The organism is Streptomyces lacaronensis (genome assembly GCF_047337785.1).
In the GTDB taxonomy this organism is placed as follows: domain Bacteria; phylum Actinomycetota; class Actinomycetes; order Streptomycetales; family Streptomycetaceae; genus Streptomyces; species Streptomyces lycopersici.
In genome coordinates this window covers 4364363-4386602 of the sequence record NZ_JBLHDK010000003.1, presented here as the reverse complement: position 1 = coordinate 4386602, position 22240 = coordinate 4364363, and the positions used below count along the sequence as shown (strand labels likewise).

Here is a 22240-nt window from a genome sequence, read left to right as displayed (position 1 = left end):
GAGGGTATTACGGGCGGCTGCGCCGAGACGATGACGCATGGCTTGGAGGGGCTCGATGACGGACACCGTCGCCGTGGCGGACTGGCAGGCGTGGCAGCGGAGCTGGGACCGGCAGCAGGAGTGGTACCTCCCCGATCGTGAGGAACGGTTCCGGGTGATGCTCGACGCGGTCGAGGCCGTCGTCGGCCCGGAGCCCCGGATCCTCGACCTGGCGTGTGGCACGGGCAGTATCTCGGACCGGGCGCTGCGCCGGTTCCCGGGCGCCACCAGCACCGGTGTCGACCTCGACCCCGCGCTGCTGACGATCGCCCGCGGCCACTTCGCGGCCGAGCCGCGTGCCGAGTTCATGACCGCCGATCTGCGCGACCCCGGCTGGACCGAGCGGCTGCCGCACCGTGCGTACGACGCCGTGCTGACCGCCACGGCGCTCCACTGGCTGCGCTCGGACGAGCTGCGGGCGCTGTACGGGCAGATCGCGGGGGTGGTGCGGGAGGGCGGGGTGTTCCTCAACGCCGACCACATGCCCGATCCGGCCACGCCCCGGCTCAACGCGGCCGACCACGCGTACCAGAAGGCGCGGCAGGCGCGGGCCAGGGCCGAGGGCACCCAGGACTGGGTGGACTGGTGGCAGACGGCCGCGCGGGACGAGGCGCTCGCGGGGCCAGTGGCCGAGCGGTTCGCGATCTTCGGCAATCCGGCCGACGGGCCGGACCACGCGAACGGCGTGGCCGAGGCGTTCCAGCCGGTCGCCTGGCATGCGGAGACGTTGCGCGCGGCGGGCTTCGGGGAGGCGCGGGCCGTCTGGTGCTCGCCCTCGGACGCGATGGTGATCGGGCTGAAGTGACCGCCTGAGCAGCGGACAGACGCCGCGAGGGCGGTACGGGCCGATGCCGTACCGCCCTCGCGCGCGTGAGCGCCTACAGCACCTTGGAGAGGAACGACTTCGTCCGCTCGTGCCGCGGATTGGTCAGCACCTCCCGCGGATGCCCGGACTCCACCACCACGCCGTCGTCCATGAAGACGACCGAGTCCCCGACCTCGCGCGCGAAGCCCATCTCATGCGTCACGACGATCATCGTCATGCCGTCCTCCGCGAGCCCGCGCATCACATCGAGCACATCGCCGACCAGCTCCGGGTCGAGCGCCGAGGTGGGCTCGTCGAAGAGCATCAGCTTCGGCTCCATCGCCAGCGCCCGCGCGATCGCCACGCGCTGCTGCTGGCCGCCGGAGAGCTGGGAGGGGTAGCTGGCCGCCTTGTCGGCGAGGCCCACCCGGTCCAGCAGCTTCAGCGCGCGCTCCCGCGCCACCGCCTTGGACTCCCGCTTGACCTGGACCGGCGCCTCGATCACGTTCTCCAGCGCGGTCATGTGCGGGAAGAGGTTGAAGCGCTGGAAGACCATGCCGATGTCGCGCCGCTTCTCGGCCACCTCGCGGTCCTTGAGCTCGTAGAGCTTGTCGCCCTTCTGGCGGTAGCCGACCAGATCGCCGTCCACGTACAGCCGCCCGGAATTGACCTTCTCCAGGTGGTTGATGCAGCGCAGGAAGGTGGACTTGCCGGAGCCGGACGGGCCGATCAGGCAGAACACCTCGCGCGGGGCGACCTCGAGGTCGATGCCCTTGAGGACCTGAACCGGGCCGAAGGACTTGTGGACGCCCTCGGCCTTCACCATGGCGGTCATGCGCCGACACCTCCGGAGCGGTTGCTGAAGGAGAGCAGATTGGCCCGGACCCGCTGCAGCGGGGTGGCCGGCAGGCTACGGCTCGAGCCGCGTGCGTAGTACCGCTCCAGGTAGTACTGGCCGACGCTGAGCACGGAGGTGAGGATCAGGTACCAGGCGGCCGCGAGGAAGAGCATCTCCGCCGTGGCGCCGGAGTTCTGCCCGACCTCGGAGGTGGCCTGGAGCAGGTCCCAGTACTGCACCGCGATCACCAGCGAGGTGGTCTTGAGCATGTTGATGAACTCATTGCCGGTCGGCGGCACGATCACTCGCATCGCCTGCGGCAGCACCACCCGGCGCAGCGTCTTGGCGTGGCTCATGCCGAGCGCCTGGGCGGCCTCGGACTGGCCCTCGTCGACCGACTGGAGGCCCGCCCGGCAGATCTCGGCCATGTACGCGGCCTCGTTCAGGCCCAGGCCCAGCAGGGCGGCCAGGAACGGGGTCATGAAGTCCGACCACTCGTCCTTGTAGATCGGCATGATGTTGATGTAGTCGAACACCAGACCGAGGTTGAACCAGACCAGCAGCTGCACATAGACCGGGGTGCCGCGGAAGAACCAGATGTAGCCCCAGGCGATGGAGGCGGTCACCGGGTTCTTCGACAGCCGCATCACCGCGAGGACGATGCCGAGGGCCACACCGACCACCATCGAGAGGATGGTGATCCAGACGGTGTTGCGGACACCTCTGAGGATCTCGTCGTCGAAGAAGTAGTCCGGGATGGCGTTCCAGTTGACGTCACCGCGGGCGAAGGCGGAGATCAGCAGGACGATCAGGGCGATGGCGATGACCGCGGCGACCCAGCGGCCGTAGTGCCGCACCGGGATGGCCTTGATGCTCTCCGGCGCCGGCGGCGGGGCGTCGACCGGACCCGCCTTTTCGATCTTAGTAGTCACGGATGGTGCCTTTCAGCGCGAGCGCGGACGGGGGAGGGCCGGATCACTTGCCGCCGTTGATGATGGCCTTGGTGACCGCGCCGTCCTTGACGCCCCACTTCGCGATGATCTTGTCGTATTCGCCGTTCGCGATGATCAGGGCGAGGGCCTGCTTGAGCGCATCGCGCAGCTGGGTGTTCTTCTTGGCGACGGCGATGCCGTACGGGGCCGCCTCCACCTGATCGCCGACGAGCTCGAAGTCCTTGCCGCCGCCGGAGGTCTTCACCGCGTACGCGGCGACCGGGAAGTCGCTGGAGCCGGCGGCGGCGCCACCGCCGCGCAGCCGGGTCTGGGCCTCGGTGTCATTGCCGAACGCCTCGATCGAGATCTTGCCCTTGCCGTTCTTCTGGCAGGTCTTCGACTGGGACTTGGCCAGGTCGTGGGAGACGGTGCCGCGCTGCACGACGATCTTCTTGCCGCACAGGTCGTCCCAGGTCTTGATCCCCTTGGTGTCGCCCTTCTTGGTGTAGATCGAGACACCCGCGGTGAAGTAGTCGACGAAGTCGACGCCCTCGCCCGCCTTCTTTCCGGTGTCCGGGTCGACGCCCTCCTGGCGGCCCTTGTTGTCGGTCATGGCCGACATGGCGATGTCGTAGCGCTTGGAGCGCAGACCCGAGAGCAGGGTGTCGAAGGTGCCGTTGTTGAACTCGAACTTCACCCCGAGCTGCTTGCCGAGCGCGTCGGCGATGTCCGGGTCGATGCCCATGACCTGGCCGTTCTTCTTGAACTCGACCGGCGGGTAGTTGATGTCCGAGCCCACCTTGATCACCTTGGCGCTCTGGATCTCCTTGGGCAGCTGGTTGAACAGCGGGGCGGAGTTGGTGTTGGAGCCGCCCGTGGCCTTGTCCGTCTGATCGCCGCAGCCCGTCAGCAGCAGGACGCCTACCACCGCTATCGCGCCGACGGGGGCCATCCGGGACTTCAGGGTGGCCCCACGGGGCGTGAAGCTGGCGGTCATGCTGGTTCCTCCGGCAGGGTGAGGGGGCGAGATCTCGGGAACACGTTTGTGGGTGTCGCGATCTCGTGTGATTGGGGCATCTTGCCATCGGACGGGCCCGTACGGGCCGCTGGCCATGTCAAAATCGGATAACGGGCGATCCCCGTGGTGCACAATCGGACAGCGGTACCGGCCGGACAGCGGCGGCCGGTGACGCGGGGCGGGCTCGTGATCATGCGGGGAACAGCGCGTGACAGCGGCATGGACTTTCCCTAGAGCTTCGCCCGCCTTCAGGCGTAATGCCTGGTTTCCGGCGTCATGGCACCCGAACTCGCTCGTCCCTCGGCGCGCGCTTCAGGTAGAACAGACGGCTACACCCCTCACCCGGGGCTCAGGGCGCGTGTGCGACGCGCCCGGCGTTCGTACCCACACCCATGCGGTGGTCATCCGCTGAATGGGACGACGCGGTGCCCGCCCGCTCCGAACCTGGGGCGGATACCCTCGATAGAAAAACGACAAAGGGGTCAAAACAGTGGCAGCGGAGATGGTCAATCCTCGCAGCGACAGCACAAGCGGCAGCGGCGAAGGAGTGGAAGGCGTGACCGACGGGGAGCCCTTCGATCCGGCGTTCGCCCTGCACCGCGGCGGCAAGATGGCCGTCCAGGCGACCGTGCCCGTGCGCGACCGGGACGATCTGTCCCTCGCGTACACACCGGGCGTCGCCAAGGTGTGCAGCGCGATCGCCGAGCAGCCCGAGCTCGTCCACGACTACACCTGGAAGTCCCAGGTCGTCGCCGTGGTGACGGACGGCAGCGCGGTGCTGGGGCTCGGCGACATCGGTCCGGAGGCGTCCCTTCCGGTGATGGAGGGCAAGGCGATCCTCTTCAAGCAGTTCGGCGGTGTGGACGCGGTGCCGATCGCGCTCGACTGCCGGGACGTGGACGAGATCGTGGAGACCGTCGCCCGGTTCGCGCCCTCGTTCGGCGGCGTCAATCTGGAGGACATCTCCGCGCCCCGCTGCTTCGAGATCGAGCGCAAGCTCCAGGAGCGGGTCGACATCCCGATCTTCCACGACGACCAGCACGGCACGGCGGTGGTCACCCTCGCCGCGCTGCGCAACGCGGCCAAGCTGACGAACCGTGCGCTGGGTCAGCTGCGCGCCGTCATCTCCGGGGCGGGCGCCGCCGGTGTGGCCATCGCCCGGATCCTCACCGAGGCGGGCATCGGCGATGTGGCCGTGTGCGACCGCAAGGGCGTCGTCTCGCCGGACCGCGAGGACCTCACCGACGTCAAGCGCGAGCTGGCCGGCTTCACCAACAAGGCCGGGCTCACCGGATCCCTGGAGGCCGCGCTGGACGGCGCCGACGTCTTCATCGGCGTCAGCGGCGGCACGGTGCCGGCGGACGCGGTGGCCAAGATGGCGCCGGACGCCTTCATCTTCGCGATGGCCAACCCCAACCCGGAGATCCACCCGGACGTCGCCCACCAGTACGCGTCCGTGGTCGCCACCGGGCGCAGCGACTTCCCGAACCAGATCAACAACGTCCTCGCCTTCCCCGGCATCTTCGCGGGCGCCCTCCAGGTCCGGGCCTCCCGGATCACCGAGGGCATGAAGCTCGCGGCCGCCGAGGCGCTGGCCGCCGTGGTGGCCGACGAGCTGAGCGCGGACAAGGTCATCCCCTCGCCGTTCGACGAGCGGGTCGCCCCCGCCGTGACCGCGGCCGTCGCCGCGGCCGCCCGCGCGGAGGGCGTCGCCCGCCGCTGACGCCCCGCCAGGTGCGCCGGTGGCGTTCACCAACGGCCAGGCCATCACGGGCCGGGCCGCCCCTCAGCCGGAGGGGTGGCCCGGCCCGTGCGCTGTCCGGCGGGCGAGCGGGGTCACACCGTGGTGCGGTTCCGTGGGGTCGCCCCGCGGCCTAAGGTCGGGATCATGTTCGCTGCCTATGCCGCACGTATCGACCGTGACCAGCCGCTGAGCGGCCTCGAACTGGGGGAGCGCCCCGAGCCGGAGGCCCGGCCCGGCTGGACCACCGTGAACGTCAAGGCCGCCTCGCTCAACCACCACGACCTGTGGTCGCTGCGCGGCGTGGGCCTCGGCGAGGAGTCGCTTCCGATGATCCTCGGCTGTGACGCGGCCGGGATCGACGAGGACGGCAACGAGGTCGTCCTCCACTCCGTCATCGGGCAGAGCGGACACGGTGTCGGCCCGAAGGAGCCCCGCTCCATCCTCACCGAGCGCTACCAGGGCACCTTCGCCGAGAAGGTGACCGTCCCCAGCTGGAATGTGCTGCGCAAGCCCGAGGAGCTCTCCTTCGAGGAGGCCGCCTGCCTGCCCACGGCCTGGCTGACCGCGTACCGGATGCTGTTCACCAACGCGGGGGTGCGCCCCGGCGACAGCGTCCTGGTCCAGGGCGCCGGGGGCGGTGTGGCCACCGCCGCGATCGTGCTGGGCGCGGCCGCCGGGCTGCGGGTGCTGGCCACCAGCCGTGACGAGGCCAAGCGGGCCCGCGCCGTCGAGCTGGGCGCCGAGGGCGCGTACGAGCCGGGGGAGCGGCTGCCGCGCCGGGTGGACGCCGTGATCGAGACGGTGGGCGCCGCGACCTGGTCGCATTCGGTGAAGTCCCTCAAGCCCGGCGGCACCCTGGTGATTTCGGGCGCCACCAGCGGCCCCAACCCGAAGGCCGCCGAACTCAACCGGATCTTCTTCCTGGAGCTGAAGGTCGTCGGCTCCACGATGGGCGGGAAGGACGAGCTGGAGGATCTGCTGAGCTTCTGCGCCGCGCGCGGGGTACGGCCGGTGATCGATTCGGTGCTGCCGCTGGACCGGGCCCGCGAGGGGTTCGAGAAGATGGCGGGCGGCGATCTCTTCGGCAAGGTCGTGCTGACGGTCTGAATATCGCGGCGGCATATCCCCGGCCGCTGTGCGGGCCGGGGATTCGCGGAGTAATACGAGGCTGCCCGCTGACACGTGCTCCGGTGAATTCCCGGAATTCCGTTACGGCGCCGACGGCGGTACGAAGCTCCGCCGGAAGCGATAGGAGCGGGAAGAGGCACCCACCAGAGCGGGGAAGTCACGCACCCGGTCCCAGGCGGACGAGCCGCCGCCGCGCGGCCCGTCGGCCGCCAGGGCCGCCTCGTACGCCTCCACGTCGGTCCAGCGGGCGTAGTTGAGCACCCGGGCGCGGTCGGTGGACAGATGGCGCTCGCCATCGGCGATCAGATGGAAGTCGGCGGAGAGCAGACCCGGGTCGGGCTCGCTCTCCAGGGCGTCGATGACCAGGTCCACCCAGGACCGGCGGGCCTGGGGATCGGGGTCGTTGAAGTCGATCTCGACCACGACGAACAGCCCGGGGTCCGTGGTGGCGCCCTGGTCGGCGGCCGGTGCCTGGAAGCCGCGGTAGTGGCGGTAGTACGCGAGACCGAGCCGCTTGATGTCCGGGACCGCGCTGTCGACCGCGTCATTGCGCTGCCGGCGCTGGGTCCGGAAGAAGGCGTGGTACGCGGCCTCGTCGGCCCACTGGGAGTGGTGCATCAGCGTATCGCCGTCCGTGCCCGCGTAGAGGTTGTACGAGAGCAGCTCGGGCGTCGGCCAGGGGCGGCTGTCCCAGGCGGCGGCGATGGCGTCGACCGTGGCCCGCTGCCGTTCCGGTGTGCCCACGCTCCAGGTGCTGAACAGCGCGGCGCCCACATCGGGCCGGGTGAGGTCGGGCAGCGGTCCGGAGCTGGTCGGGGCGGACATGGCGGTCTCCTCGCGGTTGGGGACGTCGGAAAGCCGAACACGCCGGGGGAGAGGCGTTGGGTCCGGAGGGGCGCTCCCCCGTCTACGCGCCCCTCCGACCCCGATCCTGAAACTTCAACCGCGGTTCAGGTCAAGCGGCCAGGGGCGCGGGGCTGTGGCGATGCGGCTCCACCGTGTGGGCATGAACAGCCACGGCGGCGCTGCGGACGGTCGACGGCAGGTCAGGGCACTGCCGGTAGAGCGCTTACGGGGGTGTCCGGCGGGCCACGCGGCGGAGCCGCATATCGGCGCTTCCCCTCTCCCCACCCCTTCCCGGCAGCATCGATACGCGGCTCCGCCGCGTGGGGGGCTCCGCCCCAGACCCCGGACCGGGGCTCTGCCGCTTCCCGCGGCAGCGGTATGCGGCTCTGCCGCGGCGGGGGCTTCGCCCCAGACGTCGGGGTTCGGGCTCCGGGGTGTGGGTCCCGGGGCGGGAAGCGGAGCAGTCCGCCCCGGGCGGCACGGTCCGCGGGACATCCCTGGGCGTGAGTAGCCCCTGCCCGCGGCAGCGGTATGCGGCTCCGTCGCGGCGGGGGCTTCGCCCCAGAGGTCGGGGTCTGGGGCGGAGCCCCAGTTGAGGGAAGGGGCGGGGAGGGGAACAGCCCGCCGCAGGCGTCACCCCCACCCGGCCGGCCCTACGCCCGATCCCCCCGCAGCAGCGCGGTGATCCGCGCCGCGGCCGCCCCCAGGTGGTGGCGGGCCTCGGTCAGCTGGGCGTCCGTCACCCCGTGGTCGCGGGCCGCGTCGCGGACGTCGTCCCGGAACCGGTCGAGCAACCGCTCCAGATCACGGGCGGGGGCGCCGGAGGGGGTGAAGTCCCTGGCCCACTCGGGCTCCCGCACCCCGGCCGGGCCGCCGCCACCGTCCCCGGCGGTCGGCTTCTCCTCCGCGCTGCCGCCCTCCGGCTTCGTCACGTCCACCCGCTCGACCGTGACATCCGGCCCGGACGCCTCGTCGCCCCAGCCCCAGTCCGAGCCCCAATCCCAGCCCCAATCCGAGCCCCGGTCCGAGCCCCGGTCCGAGCGCGAGGTGCCCGGCCGGGAGATCCGGCCCATCCCGCGTGACACCTCGGCCAGCCCCTCGCGCACCGCCCGCTGCCAGTCGCCCGCCCGGATGTGCTCCTGCGTCTGCTCCTGGACCCGCCGGGCGATCCGCTGGACCTCCTCGCGCGCGAAGTCCTGCGCGTCCCTGGCCTGCTTACGGGCGCGCTGGGCGTCCTGCCGGGCCCGTCGGCTCTCCTCCTTGGCCCGGCGCGCCTGCTCCTTCCACTCCTCCTTCGCGCGCCGCATCTCCTCCTTCGCCTGCCGCCACGTCTCCTTGTCGCCCCACGACCCCTCCCACGGGGCCTGCTTGTCCTGGGCGCCGCCGGAGGCGCGGGCCTGCTGGGCCGCCTCGCGCATCTCCCGCCGCAGATCGCTCGCGGAACCGCGGACGTCCTCCCGGATCTCGGCGGCGAGTTCGGCGACCGACTCGCGGATCTCCAGCTCCAGATCGGCCAGCTCACCGCTGCGGTCGGCCAGTTCGGCGCGCCCGGCGTCGGTGATGGAGTAGACCTTGCGGCCGCCCTCGGTGGTGTGGGTGACCAGCCCCTCGGCCTCCAGTTTGGCCAGCCGCGGATAGACGGTGCCGGCCGAGGGCGCGTACAGCCCCTGGAACCGCTCCTCCAGCAGACGGATGACCTCATAGCCGTGGCGTGGCGCCTCGTCGAGCAGCTTGAGCAGATACAGGCGCAGTCGGCCGTGGGCGAATACGGGGGGCATCAGAGGACCTTTCCCTGGGTGCCGTCGGTGGTGTCCGTGTCCTCCTCGGACGACGGACGGCGCAGCAGCGCGATGGCGCCCGAGAGGGTGGTGGCCTTGAGGCTGCCATTGCCGGTGCCGAGCCGTCCGGTGATCCTCTTGGCGCCCCACTGGCCGGTGACCCGCAGATCGTCGAAGCCGTTGGAGACCGAGCCGCTGGCCGTATTGGCCTCCACCTCCGCGTCGGTGGGGTGCGGCAGCCGGATGGCGATCTCACCGGAGACGGTGGTCAGGCAGATGTCGGAGCACTTGAGGGCGGGCGCCAGGTCGAGCACCATGTCGCCACTGACCGACTCGGCCCGCACCGAGGGGCCGGAGCCCTCGATGACGGTGAGGTCGCCGGAGACGGAGTGGAACCGCATGTCGCCGGTGACGGCCTGGGCCTCGACCCGGCCGGATACGGTGTCGGCCTGGACCGGACCGGTCAGCCCGAGCAGGGTGAAGTCGCCGGAGACACCGCGCAGCTCGGCACGGCCGGACAGCCCGGAGACCACGGCGGAGCCCCCGACCACGCCGACGGTGGCGCTGGTGTCGACGGGCACGGTGAGGGTGACATGGGCGGTGCGGGTGTAATGGCCGAGCCACTTGCGGAAGCCCTTCCGGGGGAGGTCGTCATAGCCGACGCTCAGGGTGCCGTCGATGTGGGTGACCTTCAGCGGCGGGCCGTCGATCTCCGAGACCTCGAGGCGGGCGGGTCCGGGGGCGGCGCCGACCACATTGACCGTGCCGCCCGCGATCTGGATGTCGAGCGTGGACACCGGGTCGTCGAGGGTGAGCTTCTGTGGCGCGTTGATCGACCACTGTGATCGGGCTGACATCCCTGGCCTCCCCTGGCTGGACGTGCGACGCGCCATTTGGACGCAACATATCGTGTCTCCTACACAACACGATATATCGCGGCCGGGCGGAGTCAAGCCCGGTCAGGCCCCGACCGGCCGGAGTCCGTCCCCGGTCCGTCCCGGTCCGGCGCTGATCCGTCCCCGGTCCGTCCCCGGTCCGTCCCTGATCCCGGGTCCGCATCCGTGCACAATCGCACGAGGCGGTGGAAGATGCATGGCGCACCCATCGTTTCTCTGTGGGCTGAATCGAACTCTTTGAAGAAACTCCTCCGGCCTGGGAATTTCCGCTAGAGCTTCGCTAGAGTCCTGGTAGAGCGTCATGGAGACATATGTTCGGGACTGTTACCTTCGTGGCCTCAGAATCGGGAAGGAAGAGGGGCCGTGGGGGAATGACGTCACAACCCTTGAATACCTCGGTACCACAGGAAGACGCGGAGCCGAACTCGGTTGCCCGGCTGTTGTTGCGGGCGGCGCGCGACCACGCCCATTCGGGGGTGCGCTATCTGGTCGGGCCCACCGCGAGTGAATCCGTACGGCAGCCTTATCCGGAACTTCTGGAATCGGCGCTCGGGCTTCTCCCCGCACTCCGCGACCGGGGATTGCGGCCGCAGGACAAGGTGGCCCTGCTGCTGGACCGCCAACCGGAATTCCTGACGGTCCTCTGGGCCTGTCTGCTGGGCGGCTTCGTGCCCTGTCCGATGGTGCCGATCTCCGGCGACCCGGCCCGCTGGGCGACCCAGCTCACCCATGTCAACGAGCTGTTGGACGGCCCGCTGCTGGTGACCACCGAGGCGACGCGGGCCGAGCTGCCCGAGGTCCCCGGGCTCGCGGTGGCCGTCGTGGAGGAGCTGCGGGAGTCCGAGGACGCCTCCGGCGCCGAGCGTGCGCACCCGCCCGCCGTGCACCACGCGGACCCGGACGACCTCGCCCTGCTGGTGCTCACCTCCGGCTCCACCGGGAATTCCAAGGCGGTCATGCTGACCCATGGGAATATCCTGGCGTCGATGGCCGGAAAGGCGGGAAAGCAGCGGCTCACCGCCGCCGACACCACCTTCAACTGGATTTCCTACGACCATGTGGCCGCGCTTCTGGAAGCGCATATGCTGCCGCTGTACGTGGGCGCCGAGCAATTGCATGCGGAAGCCGCGGTCATTCTCGAGGAGCCGCTGCGGTTCCTCCGGATCATATCCCGCCACAAGGTCACGATGACCTTTACACCGAACTTCCTCCTCGGTCCGCTCAATTCCTCCGTCCATGAGGTGGCGGAGGAGATATCGGCGGGCGGCGAAGGGCTCGATCTCAGCGCGCTGCGCCATATCGTAAGCGGTGGTGAGGCGAATGTCGTCGCGACCGGCGAGGCATTCCTGGCGCATTACGCCCCGTACGGCCTCCGGGAGGCGGCGCTCTGGCCCGCCTTCGGCATGACGGAGACCTGCGCGGGCAGCATCTACAACCGCGAGTTCCCGGCCACCGACGCGGGCCGGGAGTTCGCCAACCTCGGCACCCCCGTCGAGGGGCTGCGGATCCGGGTCGCCGACGACGACCACCGGGCGCTGCCGGAAGGCGAGATCGGAGAGCTGCAGCTCAGCGGCCCGATGATCACCCCCGGCTACTACAACAACGGCGGGGCCACCGAGGAAGCCTTCACCCCCGACGGCTGGTTCCGCAGCGGCGACCTGGGCCGGATCGACGAGGGCCGGCTGACCCTCGTCGGGCGCAGCAAGGACAGCGTCATCGTCAATGGCGTCAACTACTTCAGCCATGAGATAGAGGCCGCCCTGGAGCAGCTGGACGATGTCGCCGGCGGCTATGTCGCGGCGTTCCCGACCCGCCGCCCCGGCAGCGACACCGAGCAGCTGGTCATCGCCGTCAGCCCGGAGCCGGCGGACGACGACGAGGCCGGGCTGCACCGCATGATCACCGCGGTGCGCTCGACCGTCGTGATCCACTGGGGCTTCCGGCCCTCGCTCATCCTGCCGTTGCCCAAGGACGCCTTCCCCAAGACCAGCCTCGGCAAGACGCTGCGCCGCCGGATGCGCCAGCGCCTGGAGTCCGGCGGATACGACGACGTCATCGAGCGGGTCGCGGAGCTGACCACCCGCCGGCTCGGCGGCCACACCCCGCCCGAGGGCGAGACCGAGCGGATCCTCGCCGAGATCTACGCCGAGATGTTCGACACCACCGCGGAGCGGATCAGCGCCACCGCCAGCTTCTTCGACCTGGGCGGCACCTCGCTGGACATCCTGCGGCTGCGGCGCCAGGTCCACCGGCGCCTCGGAGTCGCGGATCTACCGGTCATCACGGTGCTCACGGCGCCGTCGGTACGGCAGCTCGCCGCCCGGCTCGACGGCGGCGGCGCGTCCGGCGCCGCGGCGTACGACCCGGTCGTACCGCTCCAGACCGGCGGCGAGAAGACCCCGCTGTTCTGCGTCCACCCCGGCGTCGGTGAGGTCCTCGTCTTCGTCAACCTCGCCAAGTACTTCGTCGGCGACCGGCCGTTCCACGCGCTGCGCGCCCGGGGCTTCAACGAGGGCGAGAAGCCCTTCACGAGCTTCGAGGAGATGGTGGAGTGCTATGTGGAGGCCATCCGCGCCCGTCAGCCGCACGGCCCCTACGCCGTCGCCGGATACTCCTACGGCGGCGCCGTGGCCTTCGAGATAGCCAAGGCGCTCGAGGCCCAGGGTGAGCGGGTCGACTTCGTCGGCAGCTTCAACCTTCCGCCGCACATCAAGTACCGCATGGACGAGCTCGACTTCATCGAGACCGCGACCAACCTCGCCTTCTTCCTCGACCTGATCAACAAGAAGCAGTCGCTCGACCTCCCCGCCGAACTGCGCCCGCTGTCCCAGGAGGAGCAGCTCGCGCATCTGCTGCGGATCGCCCCGCCGACCCGGCTGGACGAACTCGACCTGGACCTGACCAAGTTCACCGCCTGGGCGGAGCTGGCCCATGGCCTCACCACCCTGGGCCGCGACTACCACCCCAGCGGCACCACCCGGTCCATGACGGTCTTCTACGCGATCCCGCTGCGCGGCACCAAGGAGGACTGGCTGGCGAACGAGCTGCGCCGGTGGGACGACTACACGACCGAACCCAACCGGTATCTGGACGTACCCGGTGAGCACTACACACTGATGGGTCCGCGGCATGTCGCGGCCTTCCAGGCGGTTCTGCGCCGGGAGCTCGACCGTGCGCTGGAGGACGCCGACCGGGCCCGGACCGCGGGCCGGTCATAGGCCCGTAAGGGCCGGACACAAGGCCTCGACAGGGCCAGGCACAGGCCTCGACAGGGCCAGGCACAGGCCTCGACAGGGCCAGGCACAGGCCCCGACAGGGCCAGGCACAGGCCCCGACAGGGCCAGGCACAAGGAGAAGAACAGGGTGGAAGGCAAGAAGATCCTGGTCACCGGCGGCACCGGGCAGGTCGCCCGGCCGGTGGCCGAGGCGCTGGCCGAGCGCAACGAGGTGTGGTGTCTGGGCCGGTTCGGCACCCCCGGTGTCGAGAAGGAGCTGAACGACCAGGGGATCACCACGTTCCACTGGGACATGAACGACCCGCGCGAGGCGGCGTACGAGGGGCTGCCGGACGACTTCACCCATGTCTTCCACTCCGCGGTGCGCCGCGGTGAGGACGGCGACGTCAACGCGGCCATCGAGGTCAACTCGGTGGCCACCGGCCGGCTGATGTCCCACTGCCGGACGGCGGAGGCGTTCCTCTTCGTCTCCACCGGGGCGCTCTACAAGCGGCAGACCCTCGACCACGCGTACACCGAGGACGACCCCGTGGACGGGGTGGCCGACTGGCTGCCCGCCTACCCGGTGGGCAAGATCGCCGCGGAGGGCGCGGCACGGGCGTTCGCCCAGGTGCTGAACCTGCCGACGACCATCGCCCGGCTCAATATCGCCTACGGCCCCGGCGGCTACGGCGGGGTGCCGATGCTCTACTTCAAGCGGATGCTCGCGGGCGAGCCGATACCGGTGCCCATGGAGGGCCAGAACTGGTGCTCCCTCCTCCACACCGACGACCTCATCGCCCATGTCCCCCATCTGTGGCAGGCGGCGTCGACCCCGGCCACGCTGGTCAACTGGGGCGGGGACGAGGCGGTCGGGATGACCGACTGCGTGCGCCATCTGGAGGAGCTCACCGGCGTCACCGCCCGGCTCGTCCCGAGCGAGGTCACCCGGGAGACCTACCACTTCGACCCCACGAAGCGCCGGGAGCTCACCGGCCCCTGCCGGGTGCCGTGGCGCGAGGGCGTACGGCGCACGCTCCAGGCGCTCCACCCCGAGTACCTTCCGTCTTAAGCCGCGGCACACCGCCGTTTCGAGGAGTGGCGACCACCATGGCATCACCGAACATCGAGGCGATCCGCGCCTCCTACGCGGGCTTCCGCGACCGCGACATCGAGGGGATCCTCTCGGGGATGCACCCCGATGTGGAGTGGGTGCATCCGGAGGGGATGGCCAAGTACGGGCTCGGCGGCACCAAGCTGGGCCATGCGGGCATCAAGGAGTTCCTCGCCCATGTGCCGACCGTGCTGGGCGGGATGAAGCTCGCGCCGAAGGAGTTCATCGAACAGGGCGACCGGGTCGTGGTGTTCGGCACCCGCGAGGTGACCTCGCGGAGCGGCAGGACCGTGACGCTGGACTTCGTCCACTCGTGGACGATGCGGGACGGCAGGGCGACGAGGATGGAGGACATCTTCGACACGGTGGCGTTCCACGAACTGATCGAGAGCTGACCGGAATCGCATACCGGCCGTCCGCTCCCGCGCCTCCTCGGCACGGGAGCGGACGGCCGTCGGGTCTCAGGTCTCAGACCGTACGGAAGACCTCTTCGTACTCCAGGCGCGGCAGCCGCCCCATCCAGGCGTCCGGACCCGGCTTCCCGATGTTGACCACACAGACCGCCGCGTGCCGCCCGTCCTCGAAGAACTCCTTGGAGACGGCCGCGTGGTCGAAGCCGATCATGGGCCCGGCGGCGAGTCCCGCGGCGCGCACGCCCAGGATGAAGTAGCCCACCTGGATCGCGGCGTTGAACCGCGCCGACCCCTCCCGGGCCTCCGGGTCGGCGAAGAACGCCTGCGGGTTCTCCATGAACGGCACCAGCCGCGGCAGCTCCTCATGGAAGTCCAGGTCCGCGGCGAGCACCGCCACCAGCGGGGCCTTGGCCGTCTTCTCCTGGTTCCGCCCCGTCATATGCGCCACCAGCCGGGCGCGCGCCTCCTCAGAGCGCACCAGCACCACCCGCAGCGGCTGCTGGTTCAGTGAGGTAGGGGCGTACTTGACCAGTTCGTGGATCGCGCGGACCTGCTCGTCCGTCACCGGCTCATCGGTGAAGGTGTTGGCCGTACGGGCCTCCAGGAACAGCTGCCGCTGCGCCTCCGGCGCCAGGGTGAGAGGGCTCAGGGCCTCGCTGCTCTCCGGTCCGCTCATGGATCTCTCCTTGTGAAGCGATCGTGAAACGACGTGATCCGCCGATGAATTAATTGGACTAGACGGGCTAGTCCATTGAGGTAAACGAAGGCTAGACTCACAAGTCCATCGAGGGCAAGACCGGCTTGGGACGAGGAGGTTGGGCCGTTGCGGACGGACAGCGGTCCCCGGCGCGGCGCGGCGGGACGGCCCGTGGGCCCCCAGCCCGCCAAGCGGCAGGCGATATTGGAGGCGGCGGTGGCCGTCTTCCTGCGCGAGGGGTACGACCGGGCGAGCGTGGACGTCATCGCGGACGAGGCCCGCGTGTCCAAACAGACCGTCTACAACCACTTCGGCGACAAGGAGCGGCTGTTCATCGCCGCCGTCGAGGAGGAGCGGGAGCGGGTGGCGGCCGGTTTCGCCGCCGGTTCCCCGTACGGCCTCGGGCCGGACAGCGCCGGGACCCCCGAGGCGTACGACTCCGGCGACGCCCGCACCGCGCTGCTCGCCTTCGGCCACCGGGTGCTCGCCGTACTGCTCGACGCGCGGGCCTCCGCGCTGCGCCGCCTGGTCATCGCCGAGGTCGCCCGCCATCCCTCGCTGCGCCCCGCGTGCGCGGAGGGGGAGCCCCAGCAACTGGTGAAGTACCTCGCCGAGATGCTCGGCCGGCGCACCGGCAGCGGCGAGCTGAGCGTGCCCGACCCGGCCACCGCCGCCCGCCAGTTCGTTGCCCTGATCATCCAACAGGGGCTCTACCAGTCGATGTACGGCACCCGCCCGCTCGCCGAGGACGAGGCCACGGCCGTCTGCGAGAGCGCCGCCGACCTGCTCGTCCGTGCGTACCGCCCATGAAGCCCGAAGAGAGGTGCCACCCATGCGGGTGAGCGTGCTCGGACCGCTGACACTCGGCCTCGGCGCCCGGTCCGGAGTGCCCAGCGCGATGAAGCCGCGCAAGGTGCTGTCCCTGCTGCTGCTCAACGCGGGGCGGATGGTGCCGGTGCAGTCGCTGATGGCCGAGCTGTGGGGCGATCAGCCGCCGCGCACCGGGCTGACCACGCTCCAGACGTACATCCTGCATCTGCGCAAGCTGCTCGCCGAGGGGCTGGGGATGTCGTCGGCCGCCGTCACCCGGGATGTGCTGCAGACCCGGCCCGGGGGCTACGCCATGGTGGTGAGCCCGGGGGAGCTCGACGTCCATGCGTACCGCGACCTCGTCGCCGAGGGCGAAGGCGCGCTGGAGGCCGGTGACGAGCGGACGGCGGACACCTCCTTCCGGCGGGCGCTGGCCCTCTGGCAGGGCCCGGCCCTGGTCGACGTCACCCCGCACGGGCGGCCGCTACAGGCGGAGGTCGCCCGGCTGGAGCAGTCCCGGCTCACGGTCACCGAGCGCGGCATCGAGACCCGGCTGCGGCTCGGCGGCCATCTGGAGGTGCTGAGCGATCTCGCCTCGCTGGTCGTGGAGCACCGCTTCCACGAGGGCCTGCACGGCCAGTACATGCTCGCCCTCCACCGCTCCGGCCAGCGCACCCGCGCCCTGACGGTCTACCAGCGGCTGCGGATGGCGATGACGGAGGAGCTGGGGCTCGAGCCCTCGGCGAAGTTGCAGCGGCTCCAGCAGGCGGTGCTGGTGTCCGACCCCCGGCTGGACCACGAGGCGGGGGCGCCGGGGCGGGGGCCGGTGGTGGCGTGAGGGGCGGCCGACGTCGTGCCCCTCAGAGGCCGTGACCCTCAGACGTCGTCGTCCTCCTCGTCGAGCCGGGCCAGCCAGGTCGCCAGCCGCTCCACCGGGACCTCGAAGTCCGGGTTCAGGTCGACGAACGTCCGCAGCTGCTCGGCGAGCCACTCGAAGGTGACCGCCTCATCGCCGCGCCGCTGCTCCAGCTCCTCGATACCGCGATCGGTGAAGTACAAGGGTCGCTCCGGAAGGGTGGTGTGGATCTACCCGCTCAGGATATGCGGCCCCGCGCCCCGGTGAGCGACCGAGGGCCGCCGGGGTTGACATTGACGCATGCGTCAATGTTTACGGTCCATCGACATGACCGACATGACAGCAGCGCACTTTTCCGGCAGAGCAGTGATCGTCACCGGCGGGGGCACGGGGATCGGGCGGGTCACCGCGCGGACCTTCGCCGAGCAGGGCGCCCAGGTCCTGGTGGTCGGCCGTACGGCGGCCCGGCTCGCCGAGACGGCCGCCGACGCCCCGGGCATCCGGCCGCTGACGGCCGACATCGCGGCCCCCGGCGCCGCCGAGTTGATCGTGAACACCGCGATGGAGGCGTTCGGCCGCATCGATGTGCTGGTCAACAACGCCGCCGTGGTCCGGCAGACGCCGCTCGGGGACATCCGGCGGGACGCCGCCGAGGAGATGCTGGCCGTCAATCTGCTCGCCCCGATGTACCTCACCCAGGCCGCGCTTCCGCCGCTGAGCGAGAGCGCGGGTGTCGTGATCAACGTCAGTACGGCGATCGGTCAGCGCGGCTGGCCGATCGCGGGCTCGGAGCTGTACGCGGCGCTGAAGGCCGCCCTCGACACGCTGACACGCAGCTGGGCCGTCCAACTCGCCCCGCGCGGGGTGCGCGTGGCCGGTGTGGCCCCCGGCCCCATCGCCACCGGGATCGGGCATCACCAGGGGCTCGACGCCGAGCAGATCGACGCCCTGCGGACGACCCTGATCGGGCATGTGCCGCTGGGGCGGCTCGGCCGGGCGGAGGAGGTCGCCTTCTGGATCACCCAGCTCGCCCGGCCCGAGGCGGCCTACACCACCGGGGTCGTACTGCCGGTGGACGGCGGCGCGCTGGTCGGCTAGCCGCGGACCGGCGGTTCTTTCCCCTCCCCGCCCCTTCCCGGCCGCATCGATATGCGGCCGGGAAGGGGAGGGGAGCAGCCCGCCGTAGGCGGCGCGGGCCGTCGGGCGTCCCGTCCGCGAGTAGTCTCACGGCATGCGGATAGGGGAGTTGGCGAAGGCCACCGGTGCCACGACCAGGGCCTTGCGCTTCTACGAGGAGCGGGGGCTGCTGAGCTCCGCACGCGCGGTCAACGGCTACCGGGTGTACGACGAGCAGGCGGTCAGGCGGGTGGCCAACATCCGCTATCTGCTCGATGCCGGGCTCACGCTCGAGGACATCGAGCACTTCGGCGCCTGCCTGGACGGCGACGTGCCGAGCAGCCGGCCCTCCGAGGCCATGCTGGACATCGGGCGCCGCCGCCTGAGCGTGCTGGACGGCCGGATCGCCTCCCTCGCGCGGGTGCGCGACGAGCTGGCCGGGCTGCTGGCCGCCGCCTCCGGCGACCGGGCCGCGGTCAGTCCGTCTGGCTGAGCAGCCAGGACACCAGCGCGCGGACGGCGCCGCCGAGCGCGGCTGCGATGAGAGCGAGAAGGGCGGGGCGGTGGCGGTTCGGCATATTTGACCTGCTTTCGTAAAACCGGCGATGGCGCCGGGGGTACGTTTCACGATGTGCGGGGTCTGGGGTGTTGCGGCAGCCCGCACGCGTTGCAGTGGGCCGCAACGGGGGAGGGACGATCCATGGAGGACGGACCCGTCAGCGGGGAGCTGGTGCCGGAGCGGGACGCGGCGCGGCGGATCGGGGACCTGAAGCCGATCCCGGAGCAGGTGAGACCGGAGTGCCGGGCGCTGGCCGAGAGCCTGCGGGAGCTGTTCGGCACGGTCGGGGTGTCGCTGCGGGTCCTCGCCGTACGGCTGCACTACGACGCGGGGACCGTCTCGCGCTATCTCAACGGGACCGTGGTGCCACCGGCCGAGTTCGTGGACCAGCTCTTCACCCATGCCGCCAATGCCGCCGGACGGCCGCCCGCCACCGAGGTCGTGGCCCATGTGCACACCCTGCAACGCCGGGCGTTGCAGGCCACCAACAAGGTGGGCTGGGAGCTTCAGCGGCTGCGCGACCAGCTCGCCGACGCGGACCGGCAGCGCCGGCAGGCCGAGGTGCGGGCCGAGGCGCTGTCGGAGGCGTTGCTGGTACGGAAACAGCGCATCGCCGAGATGGAGGTCGAGCAGCGCCGGATCGCGGTCGCGGCGGCGGACCGCGAGACCCGCGGCGCGGAGCTGGACCGGTTGCGCCAGGAGCACGAGGACGTGACGGCCGAACGCGACCGGCTGCGGGAGGAAGTCGCCCGCCTCCAGGACGCGTTGGCCCAGGCCCGCCGTCAGGCACTGGAGGCCGAGCGGCGCTGCGAGGCGCTGGAACACCAGCTTCAGGCGGAGGAGGAGGCCGCCGGGGCGAAGGCCCAGCCCGAGGAGCCCGCGTCCTACCGGCTGTCGCACGTCCAGGAGCAGGTGGTGGTGGCCCAGGAGCGGGCGAGGGAGCTGGAGCGGGAACTGGCGGCGTTACGGGCCCGCGACGCCGCCCCCGACGACCGTTCACCGATGGAATCCGGACGCGTCCCCGACGTCTGGGGTGGTGTGCCGCGCCGCAATCCGCGGTTCACCGGGCGGGACCAGCTGCTCGCCGAGGTGCGCGAGCGGCTGGAGGCCGCCCCCGCCGACACCGCCGTGGTCGCCCTCGTCGGGCTGCCGGGCATCGGCAAGACGCAGCTCGCCGCCGAGTACGCCCATCGTTTCGCCGCTCGGTACGACGTCGTGTGGTGGGTCGGCGTGGACGGGCTGCCCGCCCTGGTCGAGCGGCTGGGCGCGCTCGCCCGGGCCCTGGGCGGCGTGGGCGGCAGGGACCCGGACCTGGCCCGCGCCGCCCTGGAGGCGCTGCGGCGGGGCGATCCCTACCGTCGCTGGCTCATCGTCCTGGACGACGCCGACGACCCGGAGGCCATCGCCGGGGCGCTGCCCGCCGGGGCCGGCCATGTGCTGATCACCTCGCGCAACCGGGCCTGGGCCGACCACTACGCCGAGCTGCTGGACGTCCCGCCGCTGAACCGGCAGGACAGCGTCGCCTTCGTACGCCGCCGGGCGCCGCGCATCGGCCCCGAGGACGCGGACCGGCTGGCGGCGGCCGTCGAGGACCTGCCGCTGGCGCTGGACCAGACGGCGGGCTGGCTGGACCGCGCGTCCACACCGGTCGCCGAGTACGTGCGCATGGCGAGCGACGGCGAGCCCAACCCGGTACGGCCCGCCGCCGACTACCCGATGCCGTACCACTCCGCCTTCAAGAACCTGATCACCCGGGTGCGGGAGAGCACGAAGGCGGCGGCCGAACTGCTGCGCCTGTGCGCCCTGTTCGGCCCCGGCCCGGTCCCGCTCGCCCTGCTGCGGGCCGTTCCGGCGGGGCAGGTCTCCCCGGCGGTGGCGGCGCTCCTGGAGAACCCCAGCCAGCTGGAGCTGGCCATCGGCAAGCTGGCCCAGTGGTCGGTGATGCGGCGGTCGGCGCTGGAGGCCGACGCGGTGTGGATGAGCCGCTTCGTACGGGACGCGGTGCGGCGGCGGACGCCGGAGGACAAGCGGGAGAAGGACGCCCGGGTCGTCCGCGGCGCCCTTGTCGCGGCGGATCCGCGATGCCCGGACGACCCGGCGGCATGGCCGCGCTACGCCCGGCTGGTGCCGTATCTGGAGCCGTCGGGCGCGCTGGAGTCACCGGACGCCGCGGCGCGCCGGCTGGTCGTCGGGTTCCTCACGTATCTGACCCTGAGCGGCGACTACACGACGGGCAGGGATATCGCGGAACGTGCGGCGGGCGACTATCAGGAACTGGTGGCGCGCCGGGCCGCGCTGCTGCGCGAGACCGGGGACTACGCCGCCGCCGAGGCGCTGGACCGGGCGGTGCTGAAGGGCCTGGCCGGGCTCGACGCGCCGGGCAGGCTCGTCGCGATGGCCCGGCTGGGCACGGATCTGCGGGGCCTGGCCCGCTATGACGAGGCGCAGGAACTCGCCCGTCGGCAGCGCGCCCTGTGCGCCGACAGCTGTCCACAGGATGGTGCGGAGGCGCGGAACGCCCAGCGCAGCCTGTCTCACTCGCTGCGGATGCTCGGCTCCTACGCCGAGGCCGCGGAGCTGTCCGGGCGGACGCTGGACAGCGCACGTGCGGAGCTGGGCCCGACGGCGCTGGTGACGCTGGCCTGCGAGACGGAGCACGCGTACGACCTGCGGCTCTCCGGCCGTCACCGGGACGCCCTGGAGCTTCAGGCGCCCAGCGTCGATCGGCACTGCGCGGTGCTGGGCACCGGGCATCCGCTGTCCCTGACCGCCTTGTACCACCTGTGGAGGTGTGACTGGGAGGGCGACCTCGACATCCATGCCCTGTGGGAGCGGGCGAAGCGCCTGCTGGGCGAGGACGCCCCGCTGACGCTGATGATCGCGGCCGGGGTCACCCGCGCCCTCCGGCGCCAGGGTGACCTGGTCCGGGCCGAGAGCATCGCCGCGGATACGGCGAACCTCTACCGGGCAGCTCTGGGGGAGCGCCACCCGTACACCATCGGTGCCCGCGCGAACCAAACGCTCGTGCTGCCTAAGGATTTCGCGGTACGGCTGCTGGACATCGCGCTCGCGGACATGACCGCCGCCGTCGGCGAGCGCCATCCCTGGACGCTGGGGATCGCGCTCAACACGGCCGCCACATACCACGCGATGGGGCGGTATAGGGACGCCTGCGCCATGAGCCGGGAGACCGCGCGACGTGCCACCGAGATGCTGGGCGAGGGGCATCCGCTGACCCTGGCGGCGCAGCTCGCTTTCGCCGCTGATCTGCGGGAGGCCGAAGACGGGCAGGAAGAGGCACGGCTTATCAGGCAGATGGCCATCGGAACCCTTGAAGCCCAATTAGGGCCGAAGCACCCCCAGGTGCTGGCGGCCTGGCAGCGAACCCGCCCCATCTGGGACTTCGAGCCGCTGCCAGTCTGACGACAGCCCCTAT

19 protein-coding genes are annotated in these 22240 nt (G+C 71.2%); 11 read left to right on the top strand and 8 right to left on the bottom strand.

Features of this window, described 5'->3' with window-relative positions:
- Nucleotides 1-55 precede the first annotated feature (55 nt).
- A complete protein-coding gene (locus ACMTAK_RS18395) occupies nucleotides 56-844 on the top strand; it encodes a class I SAM-dependent methyltransferase (protein WP_413807233.1) in 789 nt (262 codons plus the stop codon).
- 73 nt (nucleotides 845-917) lie between these two features.
- On the opposite strand, the gene ACMTAK_RS18390 is transcribed toward ACMTAK_RS18395, so the two are convergent.
- Genes ACMTAK_RS18390 through ACMTAK_RS18380 form a run of 3 tightly spaced genes read right to left on the bottom strand, consistent with a single transcriptional unit; the run spans nucleotide 918 to nucleotide 3611 of the window.
- Entirely contained in the window at nucleotides 918-1670 is a 753-nt protein-coding gene (locus ACMTAK_RS18390) for an amino acid ABC transporter ATP-binding protein (RefSeq protein WP_413812927.1), read from the bottom strand.
- A 5-nt stretch (nucleotides 1671-1675) separates the two neighbouring features.
- On the bottom strand, nucleotides 1676-2614 hold the full coding sequence (locus tag ACMTAK_RS18385; RefSeq protein ID WP_413807232.1) for an amino acid ABC transporter permease: 939 nt from the start codon (nucleotides 2612-2614) through the stop codon (nucleotides 1676-1678).
- 43 nt (nucleotides 2615-2657) lie between these two features.
- Entirely contained in the window at nucleotides 2658-3611 is a 954-nt protein-coding gene (locus ACMTAK_RS18380) for an ABC transporter substrate-binding protein (RefSeq protein WP_413807231.1), read from the bottom strand.
- A 511-nt stretch (nucleotides 3612-4122) separates the two neighbouring features.
- Here ACMTAK_RS18380 and ACMTAK_RS18375 point away from each other — a divergent pair.
- Nucleotides 4123-5355 carry an NAD(P)-dependent malic enzyme gene (locus ACMTAK_RS18375; protein WP_413807230.1) on the top strand — a complete coding sequence of 411 codons (1233 nt, stop codon included), beginning with the start codon at nucleotides 4123-4125 and terminating at the stop codon, nucleotides 5353-5355.
- Nucleotides 5356-5520: 165 nt separating this feature from the next.
- Entirely contained in the window at nucleotides 5521-6483 is a 963-nt protein-coding gene (locus ACMTAK_RS18370; protein WP_413807229.1) for a zinc-binding dehydrogenase, read from the top strand.
- 102 nt (nucleotides 6484-6585) lie between these two features.
- On the opposite strand, the gene ACMTAK_RS18365 is transcribed toward ACMTAK_RS18370, so the two are convergent.
- The 3 genes from ACMTAK_RS18365 to ACMTAK_RS18355 all read right to left on the bottom strand — a co-directional run bounded on the left by ACMTAK_RS18365 (nucleotide 6586) and on the right by ACMTAK_RS18355 (nucleotide 9985).
- Entirely contained in the window at nucleotides 6586-7329 is a 744-nt protein-coding gene (locus ACMTAK_RS18365) for an antibiotic biosynthesis monooxygenase (protein ID WP_413807228.1), read from the bottom strand.
- A 674-nt stretch (nucleotides 7330-8003) separates the two neighbouring features.
- Nucleotides 8004-9128 carry a PadR family transcriptional regulator gene (locus ACMTAK_RS18360; RefSeq protein WP_413807227.1) on the bottom strand — a complete coding sequence of 375 codons (1125 nt, stop codon included), beginning with the start codon at nucleotides 9126-9128 and terminating at the stop codon, nucleotides 8004-8006.
- Nucleotides 9128-9985 carry a DUF4097 family beta strand repeat-containing protein gene (locus tag ACMTAK_RS18355; protein WP_413807226.1) on the bottom strand — a complete coding sequence of 286 codons (858 nt, stop codon included), beginning with the start codon at nucleotides 9983-9985 and terminating at the stop codon, nucleotides 9128-9130. The genes ACMTAK_RS18360 and ACMTAK_RS18355 overlap by 1 nt, the downstream gene beginning before the upstream one ends.
- A 410-nt stretch (nucleotides 9986-10395) precedes the next feature.
- On the opposite strand from ACMTAK_RS18355, the gene ACMTAK_RS18350 reads away from it, so the two are divergent.
- The 3 genes from ACMTAK_RS18350 (at nucleotide 10396) to ACMTAK_RS18340 (ending at nucleotide 14748) form a co-directional block, all read left to right on the top strand.
- Nucleotides 10396-13242, top strand: coding sequence for an AMP-binding protein (locus tag ACMTAK_RS18350; RefSeq protein ID WP_413807225.1), 2847 nt, complete (start codon nucleotides 10396-10398; stop codon nucleotides 13240-13242).
- A 145-nt stretch (nucleotides 13243-13387) separates the two neighbouring features.
- On the top strand, nucleotides 13388-14311 hold the full coding sequence (locus ACMTAK_RS18345) for an NAD-dependent epimerase/dehydratase family protein (protein WP_413807224.1): 924 nt from the start codon (nucleotides 13388-13390) through the stop codon (nucleotides 14309-14311).
- A gap of 38 nt (nucleotides 14312-14349) precedes the next feature.
- The gene (locus tag ACMTAK_RS18340) at nucleotides 14350-14748 is read left to right on the top strand and encodes a nuclear transport factor 2 family protein (protein WP_256652501.1); all 399 of its coding nucleotides are present in this window, start codon (nucleotides 14350-14352) and stop codon (nucleotides 14746-14748) included.
- Between the two features lie 73 nt (nucleotides 14749-14821).
- Here ACMTAK_RS18340 and ACMTAK_RS18335 read toward each other — a convergent pair whose 3' ends face one another.
- A complete protein-coding gene (locus ACMTAK_RS18335) occupies nucleotides 14822-15442 on the bottom strand; it encodes a malonic semialdehyde reductase (RefSeq protein ID WP_413807223.1) in 621 nt (206 codons plus the stop codon).
- Nucleotides 15443-15589: 147 nt separating this feature from the next.
- Between ACMTAK_RS18335 and ACMTAK_RS18330 the strand changes: the two genes are divergently transcribed.
- Together ACMTAK_RS18330 and ACMTAK_RS18325 are read left to right on the top strand one after the other, a co-directional pair.
- A complete protein-coding gene (locus ACMTAK_RS18330; protein WP_413807222.1) occupies nucleotides 15590-16273 on the top strand; it encodes a TetR/AcrR family transcriptional regulator in 684 nt (227 codons plus the stop codon).
- Between the two features lie 22 nt (nucleotides 16274-16295).
- On the top strand, nucleotides 16296-17111 hold the full coding sequence (locus ACMTAK_RS18325; protein ID WP_413807221.1) for an AfsR/SARP family transcriptional regulator: 816 nt from the start codon (nucleotides 16296-16298) through the stop codon (nucleotides 17109-17111).
- Nucleotides 17112-17149: 38 nt separating this feature from the next.
- On the opposite strand, the gene ACMTAK_RS18320 is transcribed toward ACMTAK_RS18325, so the two are convergent.
- Nucleotides 17150-17332: a DUF6104 family protein gene (locus tag ACMTAK_RS18320; protein ID WP_210945633.1), complete on the bottom strand. Its 183-nt coding sequence runs from the start codon at nucleotides 17330-17332 to the stop codon at nucleotides 17150-17152.
- 124 nt (nucleotides 17333-17456) lie between these two features.
- Between ACMTAK_RS18320 and ACMTAK_RS18315 the strand changes: the two genes are divergently transcribed.
- From ACMTAK_RS18315 to fxsT, 3 genes are all read left to right on the top strand, one after another.
- On the top strand, nucleotides 17457-18227 hold the full coding sequence (locus ACMTAK_RS18315; RefSeq protein WP_413807220.1) for an SDR family NAD(P)-dependent oxidoreductase: 771 nt from the start codon (nucleotides 17457-17459) through the stop codon (nucleotides 18225-18227).
- A gap of 133 nt (nucleotides 18228-18360) precedes the next feature.
- The gene (locus tag ACMTAK_RS18310) at nucleotides 18361-18738 is read left to right on the top strand and encodes a MerR family transcriptional regulator (RefSeq protein WP_413807219.1); all 378 of its coding nucleotides are present in this window, start codon (nucleotides 18361-18363) and stop codon (nucleotides 18736-18738) included.
- 207 nt (nucleotides 18739-18945) lie between these two features.
- Nucleotides 18946-22227 (top strand): FxSxx-COOH system tetratricopeptide repeat protein, encoded by a 3282-nt coding sequence (gene fxsT, locus ACMTAK_RS18305; protein WP_413807218.1) that lies wholly within the window; start codon nucleotides 18946-18948, stop codon nucleotides 22225-22227.
- Nucleotides 22228-22240 lie beyond the last annotated feature (13 nt).